This window comes from Pedobacter quisquiliarum, assembly GCF_014642175.1.
GTDB classification, from domain to species: domain Bacteria; phylum Bacteroidota; class Bacteroidia; order Sphingobacteriales; family Sphingobacteriaceae; genus Pedobacter; species Pedobacter quisquiliarum.
This window is the reverse complement of the sequence record NZ_BMIL01000007.1, coordinates 18,301-37,393: the sequence shown is the minus strand read 5'-3', so window position 1 is coordinate 37,393 and position 19,093 is coordinate 18,301. Positions and strand designations below refer to the sequence as shown.

General features: G+C 44.2%; 21 protein-coding genes. 15 read left to right on the top strand and 6 right to left on the bottom strand.

The features are described from left to right. Window positions 1–283: 283 nt before the first annotated feature. From rsgA to IEW69_RS11125, 3 genes are read left to right on the top strand one after another with little or no spacing between them, the layout of a single operon-like run. Window positions 284–1,204 carry a ribosome small subunit-dependent GTPase A gene (rsgA, locus tag IEW69_RS11135; RefSeq protein WP_188626938.1) on the top strand — a complete coding sequence of 307 codons (921 nt, stop codon included), beginning with the start codon at window positions 284–286 and terminating at the stop codon, window positions 1,202–1,204. A 1-nt stretch (window position 1,205) separates the two neighbouring features. Then, a complete protein-coding gene (gene dtd, locus IEW69_RS11130) occupies window positions 1,206–1,658 on the top strand; it encodes a D-aminoacyl-tRNA deacylase (RefSeq protein ID WP_188626937.1) in 453 nt (150 codons plus the stop codon). Window position 1,659: 1 nt separating this feature from the next. Next, complete coding sequence (locus IEW69_RS11125) at window positions 1,660–1,986, top strand: nucleotide pyrophosphohydrolase (RefSeq protein WP_188626936.1); 327 nt, start codon at window positions 1,660–1,662, stop codon at window positions 1,984–1,986. 81 nt (window positions 1,987–2,067) lie between these two features. Here IEW69_RS11125 and IEW69_RS11120 read toward each other — a convergent pair whose 3' ends face one another. From IEW69_RS11120 to IEW69_RS11105, 4 genes are all read right to left on the bottom strand, one after another. Beyond that, window positions 2,068–2,610: a hypothetical protein gene (locus IEW69_RS11120; protein WP_188626935.1), complete on the bottom strand. Its 543-nt coding sequence runs from the start codon at window positions 2,608–2,610 to the stop codon at window positions 2,068–2,070. A gap of 437 nt (window positions 2,611–3,047) precedes the next feature. Beyond that, a complete protein-coding gene (locus IEW69_RS11115) occupies window positions 3,048–3,446 on the bottom strand; it encodes an HIT family protein (protein ID WP_188626934.1) in 399 nt (132 codons plus the stop codon). Between the two features lie 10 nt (window positions 3,447–3,456). Further along, window positions 3,457–3,930 carry a transcription elongation factor GreA gene (gene greA / locus IEW69_RS11110; RefSeq protein ID WP_188626933.1) on the bottom strand — a complete coding sequence of 158 codons (474 nt, stop codon included), beginning with the start codon at window positions 3,928–3,930 and terminating at the stop codon, window positions 3,457–3,459. A 170-nt stretch (window positions 3,931–4,100) separates the two neighbouring features. Continuing rightward, the gene (locus tag IEW69_RS11105; protein ID WP_188626932.1) at window positions 4,101–4,562 is read right to left on the bottom strand and encodes a hypothetical protein; all 462 of its coding nucleotides are present in this window, start codon (window positions 4,560–4,562) and stop codon (window positions 4,101–4,103) included. 249 nt (window positions 4,563–4,811) lie between these two features. On the opposite strand from IEW69_RS11105, the gene IEW69_RS11100 reads away from it, so the two are divergent. Beyond that, window positions 4,812–6,689, top strand: coding sequence for a M1 family metallopeptidase (locus IEW69_RS11100; RefSeq protein WP_188626931.1), 1,878 nt, complete (start codon window positions 4,812–4,814; stop codon window positions 6,687–6,689). A gap of 2 nt (window positions 6,690–6,691) precedes the next feature. Here IEW69_RS11100 and IEW69_RS11095 read toward each other — a convergent pair whose 3' ends face one another. Together IEW69_RS11095 and rsmA are read right to left on the bottom strand one after the other, a co-directional pair. Continuing rightward, on the bottom strand, window positions 6,692–7,624 hold the full coding sequence (locus IEW69_RS11095; protein ID WP_188626930.1) for a 2-hydroxyacid dehydrogenase: 933 nt from the start codon (window positions 7,622–7,624) through the stop codon (window positions 6,692–6,694). Between the two features lie 2 nt (window positions 7,625–7,626). After that, complete coding sequence (gene rsmA / locus IEW69_RS11090) at window positions 7,627–8,409, bottom strand: 16S rRNA (adenine(1518)-N(6)/adenine(1519)-N(6))-dimethyltransferase RsmA (protein WP_188626929.1); 783 nt, start codon at window positions 8,407–8,409, stop codon at window positions 7,627–7,629. A gap of 97 nt (window positions 8,410–8,506) precedes the next feature. Here rsmA and pdxA point away from each other — a divergent pair, with 97 nt between their 5' ends. The 11 genes from pdxA (at window position 8,507) to IEW69_RS11035 (ending at window position 19,037) form a co-directional block, all read left to right on the top strand. Continuing rightward, complete coding sequence (gene pdxA, locus IEW69_RS11085; RefSeq protein ID WP_188626928.1) at window positions 8,507–9,586, top strand: 4-hydroxythreonine-4-phosphate dehydrogenase PdxA; 1,080 nt, start codon at window positions 8,507–8,509, stop codon at window positions 9,584–9,586. Window positions 9,587–9,683: 97 nt separating this feature from the next. Continuing rightward, complete coding sequence (locus IEW69_RS11080) at window positions 9,684–10,217, top strand: YceD family protein (protein ID WP_188626927.1); 534 nt, start codon at window positions 9,684–9,686, stop codon at window positions 10,215–10,217. 17 nt (window positions 10,218–10,234) lie between these two features. After that, window positions 10,235–10,426, top strand: a complete 192-nt coding sequence (gene rpmF, locus IEW69_RS11075; RefSeq protein WP_073238280.1) for a 50S ribosomal protein L32 — start codon at window positions 10,235–10,237, stop codon at window positions 10,424–10,426. Window positions 10,427–10,525: 99 nt separating this feature from the next. Further along, window positions 10,526–11,464, top strand: coding sequence for a phosphate acyltransferase PlsX (gene plsX, locus IEW69_RS11070; RefSeq protein WP_188626926.1), 939 nt, complete (start codon window positions 10,526–10,528; stop codon window positions 11,462–11,464). A 10-nt stretch (window positions 11,465–11,474) separates the two neighbouring features. After that, entirely contained in the window at window positions 11,475–12,464 is a 990-nt protein-coding gene (locus tag IEW69_RS11065) for a beta-ketoacyl-ACP synthase III (protein ID WP_188626925.1), read from the top strand. Window positions 12,465–12,537: 73 nt separating this feature from the next. Next, window positions 12,538–13,017: an acetyl-CoA carboxylase biotin carboxyl carrier protein gene (gene accB, locus IEW69_RS11060; RefSeq protein ID WP_188626924.1), complete on the top strand. Its 480-nt coding sequence runs from the start codon at window positions 12,538–12,540 to the stop codon at window positions 13,015–13,017. A gap of 37 nt (window positions 13,018–13,054) precedes the next feature. Further along, complete coding sequence (accC, locus tag IEW69_RS11055; protein ID WP_188626923.1) at window positions 13,055–14,395, top strand: acetyl-CoA carboxylase biotin carboxylase subunit; 1,341 nt, start codon at window positions 13,055–13,057, stop codon at window positions 14,393–14,395. A gap of 81 nt (window positions 14,396–14,476) precedes the next feature. After that, window positions 14,477–15,364 carry a twin-arginine translocase subunit TatC gene (gene tatC / locus IEW69_RS11050; RefSeq protein ID WP_188626922.1) on the top strand — a complete coding sequence of 296 codons (888 nt, stop codon included), beginning with the start codon at window positions 14,477–14,479 and terminating at the stop codon, window positions 15,362–15,364. A 45-nt stretch (window positions 15,365–15,409) separates the two neighbouring features. Next, complete coding sequence (rpiB, locus tag IEW69_RS11045; protein ID WP_188626921.1) at window positions 15,410–15,850, top strand: ribose 5-phosphate isomerase B; 441 nt, start codon at window positions 15,410–15,412, stop codon at window positions 15,848–15,850. 67 nt (window positions 15,851–15,917) lie between these two features. After that, window positions 15,918–17,543 carry a M28 family peptidase gene (locus IEW69_RS11040; RefSeq protein WP_188626920.1) on the top strand — a complete coding sequence of 542 codons (1,626 nt, stop codon included), beginning with the start codon at window positions 15,918–15,920 and terminating at the stop codon, window positions 17,541–17,543. A gap of 108 nt (window positions 17,544–17,651) precedes the next feature. After that, window positions 17,652–19,037 (top strand): LutB/LldF family L-lactate oxidation iron-sulfur protein, encoded by a 1,386-nt coding sequence (locus tag IEW69_RS11035; RefSeq protein ID WP_188626919.1) that lies wholly within the window; start codon window positions 17,652–17,654, stop codon window positions 19,035–19,037. The last annotated feature ends 56 nt before the right edge of the window (window positions 19,038–19,093 follow it).

The following is a 19,093-nucleotide window of genomic DNA, read 5'->3' as shown; positions in this document are numbered from 1 at the left end:
AAAAAGCGCCTTCCCGGTTTAGAGGAAGGCGCTTTCTATGTTGTTTATCAGTTTAATGAACACATTAGATTACCACCCTCCGGTTAGGCCCGGTGGTTGTAATAATAATGCTTGTAATGGTTCTGAAATTGCTCATTGTATTTTTCACACTAAGTGCGTTGACATAAAGTAAAGTTATATTCCTCACATTAGCAAATGATTTTCAAATAATTATAAACTGAAAGCATACACCAGCGTTTAAATCTCAACAGAAAGGCAGGCTTTTCTTACCTTTACTTTATATATGCAAGGATTAGTTATTAAATCAACTGGAAGCTGGTACCAGGTACATGCCGAAGACGGTGAAATTTACGATTGCAGGATCAAGGGCAAATTCAGGATTAAAGGTATTCAAACCACCAATCCACTTGCCGTGGGTGATCAGGTGGACTTCGAGCTGGAGCCCAATTCAGGCAATGGCGTCATTGACAAGCTTCATGAGCGTAAAAACTACATCATCCGTAAATCCATCAACCTTTCCAAGCAGGCACAGATCATCGCGGCCAATATGGATCAGGCTTTTCTGGTGGTTACGCTTGCCTCACCGCGCACCTCCATGGGCTTTATCGACCGCTTTCTGGCAACTGCCGAAGCATACGGTATCCCAGCGGTGCTGATTTTCAACAAACTCGACTTATTCAACGACGCAGGACTAGAGATCCTGGAAGATTATAAAGCCATTTACGAGAACATCGGCTATCCGTGTTACACCGTTTCTGCACTTGAAGGCACCAATATTCACATTATTGAAGATCTGCTGAAAGATAAAACCACCCTGTTTTCAGGGCACTCCGGTGTGGGTAAATCAAGCCTGATCAATGCTTTGATGCCTGATCTGGATATTAAAACCGGAGAAGTGTCGGAAGCAAGTGATAAAGGACAGCACACCACGACTTTCGCGGAAATGCATGAACTGCCATTTGGCGGCTACTTGATTGACACGCCCGGCATCCGGGAGCTTGGTATTTTCGATATCCGGCCGGAAGAACTGGGCCACTACTTCGTGGAGATGCGTGCCCTGCTGAACCAGTGCAAATTCCACAACTGCCGCCATGTGAACGAACCAGGTTGCGCCGTAATCAAGGCGGTAGAAGAAGGCGAAATCGAGCTGAGCAGGTATGAGAGCTACCTGAGCATCTATCACGGAAACGAAACCAGAGCTTAACATGAGGGCCGTAATACAAAGGGTAACCGAGGCGAGCTGCACCGTAGAAGGTGTGGTTACGGGCGCAATAGCGGAAGGCTTCCTGGTTTTGCTGGGCATTGAAGATGCGGATACGCAGGAAGACCTGGATTGGCTGGCACAGAAGATTGCCGGTATGCGGATCTTCAGCGATGAAAATGGCCTGATGAACAAATCACTGACCGATGTAGATGGAAATATCTTATTGATCAGTCAGTTTACGCTCTTTGCTGCGACAAAGAAAGGCAACCGACCAGGCTTTACACGTGCGGCGAGGCCAGATAAGGCCATTCCGATGTATGAAAGCATGATCAGCAAACTGTCTTCCTTGATCAACAAAGACGTCCAAACCGGCATTTTCGGTGCAGACATGAAGATCAGATTGCTGAATGACGGTCCGGTAACCATCACGATAGACACCAAAAACAAAGAATAAGATGACCATCAAAGAAGCGCAGGAAGCGGTTGATCAATGGATCAACAAGACAGGTGTACGTTATTTTAACGAACTGACCAATACGGCAATATTGATGGAAGAAGTGGGTGAAGTTGCCCGGATCATGTCGAGAAAATACGGCGAACAATCTTTTAAAAAGAGCGACGAAGCCGTTGATCTTGGTGGTGAAATGGCGGATGTGTTGTTTGTGCTGATCTGCCTGGCCAATCAGACGGGGATCGATCTTACGGAAGCGTTGGCGCAGAACATGCAGAAGAAAAGCATCCGTGATGCCGACCGGCACCATAATAATCCGAAGCTGAAGTAAAGTCTGGTTTAGAATTTTGTCATGTGCTTCCTGAGCCATGCAGGATTCATTTGCTGATGCTTAAATCCTGTGCTTTCGCATTCAATGTCCAGTTTTTGGTGGTGGAGCGGTCGTGACTTCTATACGTCCCTTCTCTGGCTTTACATACGCAGAGATGTCATCATTGATTTTTACTAAATGGAAGCTCGTTTCTTGCTTGTGGCGCTTATCATCAGCCCTTGCGTTGCCAACAAGCAACAACTTGCCGTCCGCACCGTTTCTTCTGAGCTTTAGGGTAAACGTTCGCTTATTTTCATTCTTGTGAAACGCAATTACAAAAACACTGTCGATGTAAGTGCCTTTATACATTTCTCTCAGAGGTTTTTCAATTTCAGCACCGTCATGGAAACGCTGTCCCATATCTGTAAGCTCAACCTGTTTACGTTTGGCATTGATACGGTGAATACGCCAAACTATAGTTGTGGGCTCCTTATTACCGGCATTTTCATTTGTTTGCTTAAGAATACCTATCCAAGTCCCCAACAAATCGTTAGCAGTAGTGGGCTTTACACTGGTTTGTGACCTTGCAGTGTTGAAGATCAGCACCAATGCGAGCAAAAGAAAAGCTTTGCGAATTAAACTCATGAGGAACCTATCGGTCGTATAATTTAAATGTAGTGCAAACAGGCTGAAAAACAAACGAATTCAGAATGTTATATTTATGTATAGGGACCGTACACAGGGAGAAATTGTTAAGGCAACCTGTTAGTCGTTCAGCGAATTTCAAAAGAGTGGTTTAACATGACTAACAAAGATCAAAACATTAACAATAAGCCAGGCAGCAAACAGCCCCCTAGGCCTGGCGCAGTGTCGTCGGACGACTTATACTTTACTTCCGAGATGATTGAGCGAATAAAAGAATCTCAAAGAGAAATTAAGGAAGGAAAACACATTGTTGTTAGAACGAAGGAAGATTTGGATAAGTTTTTTGAGGAGCTATAAGCGATTTTTCTAGCTAAATGGTTAAAAAAAAGCCTGATCAAACACATGACCAGGCTCTTCCTAAAATAGCTATCCTTTTTTTACAACGTCAGCGCTGCTTTAATCTTCTGCGCGGCTTCTTCTAAAGCTTCCTGAGAAGGATTCAGCTTAGGCTTGCTGAAGTTCATGTCGTCCACGTAATTCATCGGGATCAGGTGGATGTGTGCATGTGGCACTTCCAATCCGATCACCGCCATACCCACTTTAATACAAGGAAAAGCTTGCTTAATACCAGCAGCTACAATCTTGGCGAACAAGGTTAAGCCGAAATAGCTCTCCTCATCCATATCAAAAATGTAGTCAATTTCCTTTTTGGGAATCACCAGCACATGACCCATCGTTAAAGGGTTAATGTCCAGGAAAGCCAGGAACTCGGTCGTTTCTGCAACCACGTGTGCGGGAATTTCACCGTCTATTATTTTTGAAAAGATTGTAGACATATTTTTCTGTTTACCTGCTGATTTCTAATATTTCAAATTCCATTTTACCTGCAGGAACCTGGATCTCTGCTTTATCGCCAACAGATTTACCCAAAAGTCCTTGTGCAATGGGCGACTTCACCGAGATCTTTCCGGTTTTTAAGTCTGCTTCTGTTTCCGCCACCAACTGGTAAGTCATGGTTGCGCCGTTTTTAACATTCTTAATTTTAACAATTGACAAAGCCAGCACTTTCGATGTGTCTAGTTTAGACTCGTCAATTAAACGTGCATTGGAAAGCGTATTCTCCAGCTTCGCAATTTTGGCTTCATGCAAACCTTGTGCTTCTTTGGCTGCATCGTATTCGGCGTTCTCCGAAAGGTCCCCTTTATCTCTTGCTTCAGCTATTTGCTTAGATATCATCTGCCTCCCCTTCGTCTTCAAATACTGTACTTCCTGCTTTAGTTTATCTAAACCATCTTGGGTATAATAAGTAACCTCTGTCATAGCTCAATTTATTTTATGATTCCTATAAAAAAGAAACAAGACTACATCGGCTCTTCGCCTACATAGTCTTGCTTCAATGAAAACGAAGATAACAGCCTGTATTTACAAATGCAAATCTTTTTAGTGAACTGCAGACACACAGGGAAAGTAAAAATCCAGGTAACCAGGTTCTAAAATATCCCCTGAAAGGCGATGCGAACCCCAACCACCGGCCTTAGCGCATTGTTGAAGTGCGCTAAATCTACTTGAAAGTTGAAATCCACCACACTGATTCTGGAGACCTTTTGCGACAGACCAACACCCGCTGATCCCCCCAAGCCAAAATCGCCATGTTCCAAGCTAACTAGGTTCCAAAGGGGCCCTGCATTTACGTATAGACTTTCATCGAAAAAGTATCGACCGTTTAAAGATAAATTAAGTCCGGAGGGAACTACATACCCCAGGGCCGGCACAACAGACACCGCTTTGGCGACTTTAATTTCTCCGAAAAACATGCCACCATAGCCTATGCCGTATTCGGAAGTATTCAGGCCGGCGTTAATCCCAAGCCCACTTCTGGCTTGCGCCTGCACAGCGTCAGTATTCAGCATCAGCATCATGCTGAAGAAAAGGAGCGTCAATATAGATTTCATTATAACATATTAAACAGCAAACATACATAAACTGCTTGAGCTACAAACACACATTAACCCCATATTAGAAACACAGCATACGCACATCAAACGCACAGTTTTGTGGGTCTGGTGTGCGCTTCCTGTGCGTTTCGTGTGCGTCTGGTCTGCGTTTGACCCAACGCTTGTCCCTCCGTATCCAAGGTCTGATATTTTATAATTTTATGTAAGTTAGCTACCTTAAATTCACCAACAATCAAGACATTTTCAATGCAACTTAAAAGCATCTCTCTAATAGCCTTGTGTTTACTGGGGCTTACAGAACTGAAGGCACAGGAGCTTTACATGCCTAGAAATATTAAGCAAGCCTATCAGGCTGGTACCAGATCGCCAGATGGTAAACCCTCAAAAGCATACTGGCAAAACCATGGTAAGTACGACATGAACATCAAGGTTACGCCCCAAACGCGCATGGTTGATGGGCAGGAAACCATATTGTACACAAACAACAGTAAAGACACCCTGAAACGGGTGATGATCCGCTTTGTAAATAACGTCCATAAAACAGAAGCGCCAAGGGCGAGTTACGCCAGCAAAGATTTCCTGACATCTGGATTGGTGATCAACGCCTTTGCGGTAGATGGCGAAGCCATAAAGGTCGACAGCAAAAACTGGGGGACAGTCGCCAGTGTACCTTTGAAAAAACCCATCCTTCCCGGACACTCGGCGAACTTCGCCATTGGCTGGAGCTATCCGCTATCCAAGGAAAGCGGTCGCGAAGGGCAGATTGACAGCACGACCTTCTTTGTCGCCTATGCCTACCCAAGGATCTCAGTTTATGACGATACGGATGGCTGGGACTGGTTGCCGCATCTTGGCCGAAATGAATTCTACAACGACTTCAACGATTATAAATTCACGATCAAAGTACCAAAGAACTATGTGGTTTGGGCTACAGGTGACCTGCTGAACCCCAATGAAGTGCTGCAGCCGGCATTTGCGGCAAAGCTGAACCGTTCCTATCAATCGGATGAAATCATAAACATCGCTTCTGCATCGGAAATGAAAAAAGGCGTGGTGACTAAGCAGCAGGAATGGAACAGCTGGAAATTTTCCGTGAACAACATTACCGATGTAACCTTCGGTCTGAGCAACCACTATGTCTGGGATGCCGGAAGTGTGGTGGTCGATAAAAAAACCGGCAGAAGGGCAAGTACACAGGCCGCTTATGACAGCAAAACAAAAGACTTTCCACACGCCGCAAAATGGACGCAACAGGCACTGGATTTCTTTTCCAACCAGATGCCGGCAGTACCTTACCCCTACTCAAAAATGACTGCCTTTCAGGGGTATGCGGATATGGAGTTTCCAATGATGATAAATGATAGCTCCACACCGGACCTGCAGTTCTCGCAGTTTGTGCTGAACCATGAGGTGGCTCATACTTACTTCCCATTTTATATGGGCACCAATGAGACCAACTATCCTTTTATGGATGAAGGCTGGGTAACCACAATGGAATACTTCATCAACACGCATCAGTTTGGTAAAGCAGCAGCAGACACGCTATACAAGGATTTCCGGGTGAAGCGATGGATTCTGGATCCATCTGCGGAGGAGGATCAGCCGGTGATCAGCCTGGGTACGCAGGTATCTGGCTCCGGATACGGCAACAATGCCTATGTAAAACCATCGCTAGCCTACCTGGGGCTGCGGGACATGCTTGGTGAGGCGCAGTTTATGAAAGCTTTACACGAGTATATGGTACGCTGGAATGGCAAGCACCCACTACCATGGGATTTCTTCAACAGCTTCAATGATGCCTTAAATCAGGATCTGAACTGGTACTGGAACAACTGGTTCTTTAGCAATAATTATATTGACCTGGCTATAGAAAAGGTTTCTGTAAAAGGCAACAACTACAATATTGACCTGAAGAATGTCGGTGGCTTTGCGGTGCCCTTTGATGTGGTGCTACGCTTTGAGGATGGTAAACAAACCGTGGTGCATAAAACGCCTGCCATCTGGAAAAACAATACGAAAGCAACCAGCTTTACGGTGAATGGTGCCGCAAACCTGAAGTCGATCAGCATTGAAGGTGGCTTATTTATGGATGCCACGCCAGCTGATAATACCTGGAAGAAATAAGTTTATGCGATCGGAAGTGCCTGGAGTTTATCCGCCAGCACTTCCGATATTTTACGGTAAGAATCGAAAGTCCAGCCAGCAATATGCGGCGTCAACAACACCTTCCCCGAGTTTACAAGTGCTGGGTACCAGGCTTGTTCAGCGAGTTTAGGGAATTTCTCCACCTCCAGCACATCTAGTGCTGCCCCCATTATCTTTCCGCTTGCTATGGCATTAAGCACCGCCTGTGTGCTGGTCACTTCACCCCTTGCCGTGCTGATGAAGAAAATTGGCTTTTTGAAGTGAAAAAAGTATTCATCATCAACCATCTGCCGCGTTTCTGCAGTTAATGGAATGTGTAAACTTAAAACATCGCTATGTTTCACAATCTCTTCCATGCTCACCTCGGTTGCATAGGCGTCTGAGAAACCTGTTTTGTACTTATCATAGGCGATAACCTTTACACCGAAGCCAGAAAGCTTACGTGCGAAGCTGCTGCCCATAAAACCGTAACCAATAATACCCACGGTTTTCCCTTTCAACTCCCAGCCGCGATTGCCTTCACGGTCCCATGTGCCCTGGCGAATTTGCATATCCGCTTGTCGGAAGTTGTTCGCAAGGCTCAGTAGCATACCGATGGCATGCTCCCCAACAGCATCACAATTACCTTCCGGTGCATTCATCAGGTGGATATTGTGCGCTGCAGCATAGGCTTCGTCGATGTTGTCTAAGCCTGCACCTGCGCGCGCGACAAACTTCAGGTTTGGTGCCGCTTTAAACAACTCCTCATCAATTCTGAATTTCGTGCGTACCGCGATGCCCGTGTAGTTCGCAATTATGTCTAGCGTTTCCTGGCGGGTAATGTTTGGAAAATCATCTACTTGGAAACCCTGAGCAGTAGCACGTTCTTTGAACACCGGATGCAGATCGTCGACAATTAGAATTTTTCCTTTCATTACTACTGATTTAGGTGGGTTAGGTGTTGAGTGAGGGTGATAAAGTCTTCAACGCTGAGTTGTTCTGCCCGCTTGTCGAAGAAGGCATGGTCGTCCATCTTATCTTTTGCTATTGTGCCGGAAAGGGCATTGCGTAAAGTTTTGCGGCGCTGATTGAAACCACCTTTGACCACTCTCCAGAAGAGTTTTTCGTCACATGGCAGTTCCGCAACGTTGTTACGGCTCAGGCGGATGACACCCGAGTTCACTTTTGGCGGCGGGTTAAAGGTACCCGGCTTTACCGTGAACAGGTATTCTATATTATAATAAGCTTGTATTAAAACGCTCAGGATGCCGTACACCTTGGTACCGCTTTTAGCGGCACAACGTTCAGCCACTTCCTTTTGAAACATACCCACCATCTCGACCACATTGTCGCGGTGCTCCAGCACTTTGAAAAGGATCTGTGAAGAGATGTTGTAAGGGAAATTACCAATGATGGCAAACTTTTCAGGGAAGATGGTACGCAAGTCCAGCGCCAGGAAATCACCAAGAATCAGGCGGCTGCCCAGTTGCGGATATTTCTCCTGCAGGAACTGGTACGACTCTCTATCGATATCAATCAGGTAGGTTTCCAGGTTTTCCTGCTCCAGCAGAATATCCGAGAGGATACCCATACCCGGCCCTACTTCAAGTACCTTATTGTATTGATCGGTATGAATGAGGCCATCGACAATTTTAGCGGCAATCTTTTTATCGGTTAAAAAATGTTGCCCTAAATGTTTCTTTGCCTTTACCAAACTCATATCTCCTGATTAAACCGCAAAATAACTAAAGTTTTGCCAGTATCATCGTAAGATTAACCCAAATTCTGTAATTTGCGCTAAATTCTAAAGCATTACAATGAGTGAAAAAGTAAAAATAGGAATCAGCATAGGTGACGTAAATGGTATTGGGTTGGAAGTGATTTTGAAGACACTTATAGAGCCTGCAATTTTAAATTACTGCACTCCTATTGTATATGGACATACCAAGGTGACTTCTTTTCACCGCAAGGCACTGCGCTTAGGTGAGCTTTCCTTCAACGTGATCGCAGATGCGGCATCGGCAAATCCGAAGCGCGTGAACCTGATCAACTGCTGGGAAGAAGATGTTAAGATTGAACTTGGCCAGTCTACCCCTACTGGTGGTAAATATGCTTTATTATCCCTTGAAAAAGCTACAGAAGATCTGACCAGCGGCGCTATCGACGCATTGGTTACGGCACCTATTAATAAACACAACATCCAGTCGGAAACCTTCAACTTTCCTGGCCATACTGAATACCTGCAGCAAAAGAGCGGCAGTTCGGATGTGTTGATGTTTCTGGTAAGTGAAAATCTGCGTGTTGGTGTGGTAACCGGACACATTCCGGTAAGCAGCGTATCGACACAGATCACTGCGGAGAAAATCATCCGCAAGCTGACACTGATGAATGAGAGCCTAAAAAAGGATTTCTGGATTGAGAAACCGAAGATTGCTGTTTTGGGCTTAAACCCACATGCAGGTGACAACGGTTTATTGGGCAAGGAAGACCAAGAGATTATTGCACCTGCAATACAGGCAGCCTTTGACAAAGGAGTGATCTGTTTCGGTCCATATGCCGCCGATGGATTTTTCGGTAACGGCACGTACAAGCAGTTTGATGCGGTACTGGGCATGTACCATGATCAGGGCTTGATTCCTTTTAAGACGATTGCTTTTGGCAGTGGTGTAAACTTTACCGCAGGACTGAAGTTTGTACGCACCTCTCCGGATCATGGCACCGGCTACGATATTGCAGGAAAAAATGTGGCAGATCCATCTTCATTTACGGAGGCTTTGTTTGCTGCGATTCACATTGTGAAAAGCAGAAGGGAGCAGCAGGATTTGTTCAACAACAGATTGCGTCCGGGTGGCAGACTGATTGAAACAGCTGCCGACATTAAAGATGATGGCAATTAGGATCTTAAAAATTGAGGCATTACATAGTTAAATAACAAACATTAGTTTTTATCTAACAAAATTATTCATACATTTGCGGGCTAAAATTTAAGTAAAATTGAAACCGCTAAAACAATTTTCAATCCCCTTCACAGGCTTAAAAATTGGCAAACATCAATTTGATTTTGAGATTGATAACAGCTTTTTTGACGCGTTTGAGTACTCTTTAGTAAAAAAAGGGAACTTAAAGGTTGAGCTTGAATTGGATAAACAGGAGACGATGCTGATTCTTCAGTTTCATATTTTTGGAACGATTGGATTGGATTGTGACAAATGTTTATCGGAATTTGATGCGCCGATTGACGTTAAAGAGCGCCAGATTGTAAAGTTTGCGGAGGACGATTTACAGAGTGATGATCTGGAGATCATCATGCTAAACAGAAGTGAAAGCGAAATTGATGTTTCAACAATGATATATGAATTCATCACAGTTTCGGTTCCATATATAAAGATTTGCGAAGAGAACGGCACCGGTATTCAGTGCGACCAGGAAATGATTGAACGGTTAAACAGGCTATCGATAAGTAATCAAGCAGAAGAAGAGAAAACAGTTGACGACCCACGGTGGGAAGCCTTAAAAAAATTAAAATAATAATTAAATAAAAAGCAATGGCACATCCAAAACGCAAGATCTCTAAGAGTAGAAGAGACAAAAGAAGAACCCACTATAAAGCAGTAGCGCCTTCTTTAGCTACTTGTCAAACTACTGGTGCGATACATGTACCTCACCATGCATACAACGTTGATGGTAACTTGTACTACAACGGTAAATTGGTTATTGAAAACACCTCTATAGGGTAATTTTCTTAAAAAATAGTTTGTGTTTTAACAGGCTTTAAGTTTAACTTAGACCCTTTTAATTGGCGCAATAATGCTGCATAACACATACTGATTTTTACTATGAAAATAGGTCTCGATATAATGGGTGGAGACTATGCTCCCAAAGCGAATGTTTTGGGAGCAATAGCTGCCCATGAATTACTGTCCCCGGATGAACAACTTGTTCTGATTGGTGACACAGCGCAGTTCAAGCCTCTAATCGTTGAAGCCGGCTTTGATCCGGATAAATTCGAATACGTTCATACCGACGAAGTTATAGGTATGGGCGAACATCCCACCAAGGCTATCTTTCAAAAGCCTAACTCCAGTATAGCCGTTGGCTATAATCTATTAAAAGAAGGTAAACTCGATTCATTTGCAAGTGCAGGTAACTCTGGCGCTATGCTCGTTGGTGCTGTTTTTAGTGTAAAAACGGTTCCTGGCATCATTCGCCCTTGTTTATGTACACATGTTCCAAAGCTTAGCGGCGGCGTGGGTGTAATGCTCGACGTAGGTGCTAATGCCGATTGTAAACCAGACACATTGCTTCAGTTTGGTGCTTTAGGAAGTTTATATGCAGAACATGTGATGCAGATTAACAATCCCAAAGTTGCCTTGATGAACATTGGTGAGGAAGATGAAAAAGGAAACATGCTTAGCCTGGCAACTTTCCCCCTAATGAAAGATACCTGCCTGTTCCAATTTGTTGGAAACGTTGAAGGACGCGATCTTTTTAATGATAAAGCGGATGTTATTGTCTGCGATGGATTTACAGGGAATGTGTTGTTAAAGCTTGCGGAATCCTTCTATATCGTAACCTTAAAAAAAGGCATAAAGGACGAGTTTTTTGACCGTTTTAATTATGAAAATTACGGAGGCAGCCCGGTATTGGGTGTGAATGCCCCTGTAATCATCGGCCATGGAATTTCCAGCCCTCTTGCTGTAAAAAACATGATCATGCAATCAAGAGACATGATTGCTACCGGCTTGGTAGAAAAAATACAGGCCGCGTTCAAATAAACACATTAAAATGAATAAAATTCACGCTGCCATTACCGCAGTACATGGTTATGTTCCTGATTATGTTTTAACAAACAAGGAACTTGAATCCATCGTTGAAACCACAGACGAATGGATTGTATCTAGAACGGGTATTAAAGAGCGAAGGATATTAAAAGGTGAAGGCTTAGGTGTTTCAGACATGGCGGTGCATGCCGTTAATGGTTTACTGGAAAAAAGAGGAATTACTGCGGAAGAACTTGATCTGATCATCTTCTGCACCACCACACCAGACCTGCCCTTCCCTGCTTCTGCAAACATATTGGGCGCAAAGATCGGCGCAAAGAACGCATGGGGTTACGACCTGAATGCCGCTTGCTCCGGATTTATCTACGGCCTTTCTACAGGTGCACAATTTATTGAAGCCGGCAAACATAAAAAAGTGCTGGTTGTTGGTGGAGATAAAATGTCTTCTATCGTGAACTATCAGGACCGTACCACCTGCATCATCTTCGGTGATGGTTGTGGTGCCGTGTTGCTGGAGCCAAATGAAGAAGGCAACGGTGTAATGGACTCCATTTTGAAAAGCGACGGTAATGGTATGCCTTACCTGCATCAAAAAGCAGGTGGCTCGGCAAGACCAGCATCGCATGAAACGGTAGATGCAAACGAACACGTGGTGTACCAGGAAGGTCAGACGGTGTTTAAGTTTGCCGTGACCAATATGGCGAACGTGGCCGCAGAGATCATGGACAGAAATGGCCTGACTTCGGATGATGTAACCTGGCTGGTACCACACCAGGCAAATAAAAGAATTATTGATGCAACCTCTTCCCGTATGGGTGTAGGCAGTGAAAAGGTAATGGTAAACATAGACCGTTATGGGAATACCACAAACGGGACCATACCTTTATGCTTATGGGAATGGGAAAGCCAACTTCATAAAGGAGATACCCTTATTCTTGCGGCTTTTGGCGGCGGGTTTACCTGGGGCTCCGTTTACTTAAAGTGGGCATATTAATTTAATAACAATAATTAATCTTAACTTAGTTTATTCTAAGACATAATTTTTTCAAAAAAATAACATCTAGAAAATGGATATCAAACAAATTCAGGAACTCATTAAATTTGTTTCTCGTTCTGGCGTAAACGAAGTTGCTATTGAGCAGGAAAACTTCAAAATCACCATCAAAACCAATCAGGCGCCGACGGTAATTACAACCACTGTTCCGGCAGCAGCACCTGCAGCAGCGGTATTGCCTGCAGCACCAGCAGCTTCCCCACAAGCGGTAAGCACCCCAGTTGAAACTAAAGAAGCAGCAGAATCTTCAAAATACATCACCATTAAATCTCCGATGATCGGTACATTCTACCGTTCTTCAAGCCCTGATAAACCATCATTTGTAAATGTTGGTGACGAGGTGAGCAGCGGAAAAGTGATTTGCATTATTGAAGCAATGAAGTTATTCAATGAGATTGAAAGTGAAGTGTCTGGTAGAATTGTTAAAGTATTGGTAGAGAATGCTTCACCAGTAGAATATGACCAACCGTTATTTTTAGTTGAACCCATGTAATTTTGCTTAACAGCAATCTTATCATCTTAACCATTCTATGTTTAAAAAAATACTAATTGCCAACAGGGGCGAAATCGCTTTGCGCATTATCCGTACCTGTAAAGAAATGGGCATTAAAACCGTTGCTGTATATTCAACTGCGGACAGAGAAAGCTTACATGTCAGGTTCGCTGATGAAGCGGTATGCATCGGTCCACCTCCGAGTAAAGATTCTTACCTAAGTATTCCTAATATTATTTCTGCGGCTGAGTTAACCAATGCGGATGCGATTCATCCAGGTTACGGCTTCTTGTCAGAAAACGCGAAATTCTCTTCTGTTTGCCGTGATTACGGGATCAAATTTATCGGTGCAACGCCTGAGCAGATCAACTCCATGGGCGATAAAGCTTCGGCCAAAGAGACCATGAAAAAAGCGGGTGTACCAACCATTCCAGGTTCTGAAGGACTATTGGAAAGTGTTAAAGAAGGTATTGCCATTGCAAATGAAATGGGCTACCCCGTAATTCTGAAAGCAACTGCCGGTGGTGGTGGCCGTGGAATGCGCGTGGTATGGAAAGATGAAGAATTTGAAAATGCCTGGGATAGCGCAAGACAAGAGTCTGGTGCAGCCTTTGGCAATGATGGTCTTTATCTGGAGAAATATATTGAAGATCCACGCCACATTGAGATCCAGATTATCGGTGATCAGTATGGTAAAGCATGTCACTTATCAGAAAGAGATTGTTCTATTCAACGTAGACACCAGAAGTTGGTTGAAGAGGCACCATCTCCTTTCATGACGCCTGAACTGCGTGAAAGAATGGGTGATGCTGCCATTAAAGGTGCTGTAGCTGTTGCATATGAAGGCGCAGGTACCATCGAGTTTTTGGTTGACAAGCACCGTAACTTCTACTTCATGGAGATGAACACCAGGATTCAGGTGGAGCATCCGGTGACAGAAGAAGTAATCAACTACGATTTGATCAAAGAACAGATTAAGGTCGCTGCTGGTGTACCGATTAGTGGTAAAAATTACCACCCGGATATGCATGCGATTGAATGCCGTATCAATGCGGAAGATCCTTTCAACAACTTCAGACCGTCACCAGGTAAAATCACCAACTTCCACTCTCCGGGTGGGCACGGTGTTCGTGTAGATACACACGTTTATGCTGGTTACCAGATTCCACCGAACTACGATTCGATGATCGCCAAACTGATCTGTGTTGCACAAACCAGGGAAGAAGCCATCAGCACCATGGAGCGTGCATTAAGTGAATTTGTGATTGAAGGTGTAAAAACAACGATACCATTCCACTTGAAACTGATGAAAGATCCGAACTTCAGAGCTGGTAACTTTACCACCAAGTTCATGGAAACTTTTGAATTTTCTGAATAGATAAACTATTGACTATAATTAAACGTAAATACCATTCTAAATCTCGATTAGAATGGTATTTTTGTTTTTCAAGTAAGCTACATGAGTGAGAATAAGACGCAAAAACTAATAGATTCTATAAAGGAGAAAGGCAAGACGCTGGAGGCTGAAATGTCTTTCTTTGACCATATTGATGTACTTAGAAAACACCTGTTACGCGTAGTAGCAGTGGTTTTGGTCCTGACAATTGGTGCGTTCTATTTTACAGACTTCATCTTTAACGAGATCATCATGGGCCCCAAGAACGCTGATTTCTGGACCTATCGCATGATGTGTCAACTTGTGCAGAAATTCCCTTCCATTGGGCCGGAGTTCTGTATTACCAAAATAGACGCGAAGATCATCAACACCGAAATGGCGGGTCAGTTCACTTTACAGCTGAACTCCTGTGTGATGGTCGGTATCATTCTCGGTATCCCCTACCTGCTGTTTGAGATCTGGCTTTTTGTTAAACCAGCGCTGCATGAACATGAGCGTAAATCGGCAAGCGGCTTTGTAATCTTTGCATCTACCTTATTTTTCATAGGTATATTGTTCGGTTATTACATCATCTGCCCGCTTTCCATTAACTTCCTGACCAACTTTACGGTGAGTCCGGATATCGAAAACACCTTTACCATTGATTCGTATCTATCGTCTGTAATGACATTGACTTTGGGTGCAGGGGTGATTTTCCAATTACCTGTAATCATCTACATCCTTTCTAAGCTGGGCGTGATGACACCAGCGTTTATGCGTGCAAGCAGAAGATATGCAACGGTATTGATCCTGATTGTGGCAGCGGTGGTAACCCCTACTGCAGATCCATACACCATGCTAATTGTGGCAGCGCCATTGTTCCTGCTGTATGAGCTGAGTATCTACATTTCCGCAGCGATCGAGAAAAAGAAGAATAAAGAAATCTTTGGCACCACAACCCCAAATACCTAACAAATATTTTACGACCCAACTGTTATATTCTAATTAGATTTGAGGATGTCTTCTACAATTAAGATTGCCATAGGCGCGGATCACGCCGGATTTGAATACAAGGAAATGCTTCGGGAAATGCTTGCTGAACTGGGCTACGAGGTTAATGATCACGGTACCTATTCCGCGTCCTCTGTAGACTATCCTGATTTTGCACACCCTGTGGCGGAAGCTGTAGAAAGCAAAGCTTCAGATTTGGGCGTGCTGGTTTGCGGCAGTGCAAACGGCGTAGCCATTACAGCGAACAAACATCAGCAGATCCGTGCAGCGATTTGCTGGACAACGGAAATTGCGGCACTTGCCAGACAACACAATAATGCAAACGTAATCTGTGTTCCGGCACGATTTGTTTCTCAGGAGCTGGCAAAGGAGATGGTGAAAACCTTTCTGAATACTGCTTTTGAAGGCGGCAGACATGGCGACCGGGTAAATAAGATGGCCTGTTAAATTATTGGAATAGCGCTTTGTGTTTGCATCAGGGATTACACGTTAAAAGAAATATCAAAACAAATAAATGAAAAAACAAATTGTTTACACCAGCATGGCTTTATTGCTTGGTTTTGGAGCATGTGCTCAAAACAAAACCGCAATCCAGTTTAGCCAGAGCATCTCAAAAGATAATGCCTACAAGCATTTATCTGTATTGGCATCAGACGAATATGAAGGCCGCGAAACCGGTAAAAAAGGTGCCTGGATGGCCGCTGATTATATCCGCACACAATTCAAAAATCTAGGCTTAACCGCGCCGGTAAATGGAAGCTACTTCCAACCTGTTGGCATGGCAACATACAGCTTGTCGCAAACCGTACTAACCATCAACGGTACGCCGATGGAATCGTTGAAAGACTTTGTGATTCAACCGAATAACGTGACTTTGAAAGGTTTCACTTTTAACGCCTCTGAAGTTCTTTTTGCAGGTTATGGCTTGAACAAAGGTGATTATAACGATTACGCAGGACAGCAAGTTAGTGGTAAAGTGGTGATGATCTTCGCCGCTGGCGACCCGACACAGAAAGGTGCTGCACCTGCTGCAACGGATCGTACCGCAATGCGCAAAGCAATGGCTGAGCGTCAGGCAAAAATTAGCTACCTAATGGACAATGGTGCTGCAGGTATTATTGTGGTAGACCCTACTTTGGACAACATTACGCCGGAAATGAAAGCCAGACTGGCGGGTAGTGACCAGGTGGTATTGCTTAAAGCTGCCAATGTGGAGCGTATGCAAAACCAGAAATCACCAAACGTGGTTAGCGTAAATACAGCTACTGCAAACCAGATTCTAAAAGCGTCGGGTTCAACAGTAGAAGCGTTGCAACAACAAATCACTGCTGCTGGAAAACCAGCGTCTAAAATGGTGAAAGTTGATGTTTCTGCAAGTGCAATGAAACAGGAAAATAAAGTGCGTGCAGAAAACGTGCTTGGTTACCTTGAAGGTTCTGATCCTAAATTGAAGTCTGAAGTTCTTGTGGTTTCTGCACACTATGACCATGAAGGTATGACCACTTCAGGTACGGATAAGGTTTTCAACGGTGCTGATGATGATGGTTCTGGAACAACAGGCGTGATCATGATGGCTGAAGCTTTTGCGAAAGCGAAGAAAGCAGGCAAAGGTCCAAAAAGAAGTATTCTATTCTTAGCTGTTGTAGGTGAAGAAAAAGGACTTCTAGGTTCTGACTGGTACTCGGAAAACCCGATCTTCCCATTGAAGAATACCATTGCGAACTTAAACATCGATATGATTGGCCGTACGGGTACAGAATATCAGACAAAAGCGGATTCCACAAACTACATTTATGTAATTGGCTCGGATAAGTTAAGTACTGAACTTCGTCAGATCAGTGAGGCTACAAATAAAACATATACTAAGCTTCACCTGGATTACAAATTTGATGATCCGAATGATACAGAGCGTATCTACTACCGTTCTGACCACTATAACTTTGCTAAGCATGGTATTCCAATCATTTTCTATTTCAATGGTGTACATGAGGATTACCACAAGCCAAGTGATGAGATTGGTAAAATTAACTTCCCATTATTGGCGAAACGTGCACAACTTGCTTACTATACCGCTTGGGAACTTGCAAATAGAGCAACAAGACCTGTTGTAGATAAAACAGATACTACACCTGCAAGATAATTGCTTGATAAACGTTATTAAAACCTGCCCCCATAAGGCAGGTTTTTTTGTTAGCAGCTGTGCTGGTTAATTAATGCTGAATCTCTTTATATATATTTATATTTGAACATGACGAAAAGTGCTGAAGCGTTTCTGGAGAAGTCGGACGAGAAAGTTTTCGACTTAGACCATAGGAAAACGATCAATCATAATATTGGGAAGTACAATGTTGCCGTGGAACGCGGGTTGTCGAAATTTGAAAACCTGGAGCAGTCAAAGAAGAAAGCACACGTTATTAAATGGCGTGTGATGGAAAACTTAGATAAGTTTCTGCCGGAATTTGAAAGCAACTTTCAGAAGCGTGGCGGAAAAGTGATCTGGGCGAATGACGCTGAAGAGGCGCAAAAAGAGATCCTGAACATCATTAATAAAGCAGGCGGCAAGACGGTTATCAAATCCAAGTCGATGACAACGGAGGAGCTGCACCTGAACGACTTCCTGGAAAATAACGGCATAGAATCATTGGAAAGTGATCTGGGCGAGTATATCGTGCAGTTACTTGGTCAGCCGCCATATCACATTGTTACCCCTGCCATGCACTTGAGCAAGGAGGAGATTGCGAAGCTGTTTCACGATAAATTCGGCACGCCGATAGATGCTACACCGGCGCAGCTTACGCAGAAAGCGCGTGAACTGCTACGGGAGAAGTACCTGCAGGCAGATGTAGGGATTTCGGGTGCGAACTTCCTGGTGGCAGATACGGGTAGTATCTCGCTGACGGAGAATGAAGGCAATGCAAGGCTTTGTACGACCTTTCCGAAGATCCACATCGCTATAGCTGGCATTGAGAAGATCATTCCTTCTATGTCAGATCTGGACCTTTTCTGGCCATTACTGGCGAGTCATGGTACGGGTCAAAGTTTAACGGTGTACAACAGCATGATCAGCGGGCCAAGGCAAGCGGATGAAACTGACGGCCCGGAGGAGATGTATGTGATTCTACTGGATAATGGCCGCACGAACCTGCTTGCGCAGAAAGACCAGCGCCAGGGCTTGTACTGCATCAGGTGTGGTGCATGTTTAAATGCCTGCCCGGTTTACAAAAATGTGGGTGGCCATACTTATAATACCACGTACAGCGGACCAATTGGGTCGTTGATTACGCCGCATATGCAGGGCATGAAGGAATTTAAACACCTGAGTTATGCTTCTACCCTATGCGGGAAATGTTCTGAAGTGTGCCCGGTGAAGATCGATATCCACAAGATGTTGCTACTGAACCGCAGGGATGCTACTGCAGAGCATGATAATACCAAAACGGAGGATTTGGGTTGGAAGGTTTGGAAGGCTGGCATGACCAAGCGTAGCCGTATGGACATGGTTGGTGGAAAAGTTAAGAACTTCTTCCTGAAAAACTTGTTCCGTAACATATGGGGCAAGAACCGCTCGAACCCGGAAGTGGCGCCAAAGTCGTTCGCCAAGCTTTGGGACGAGAAGAATAAGGGTAAAGCGTAACGGGTAGCATAGGAAGGCGTAGCGGGTAAACGTAGTAAGTAGAATGCGTAAAGCGT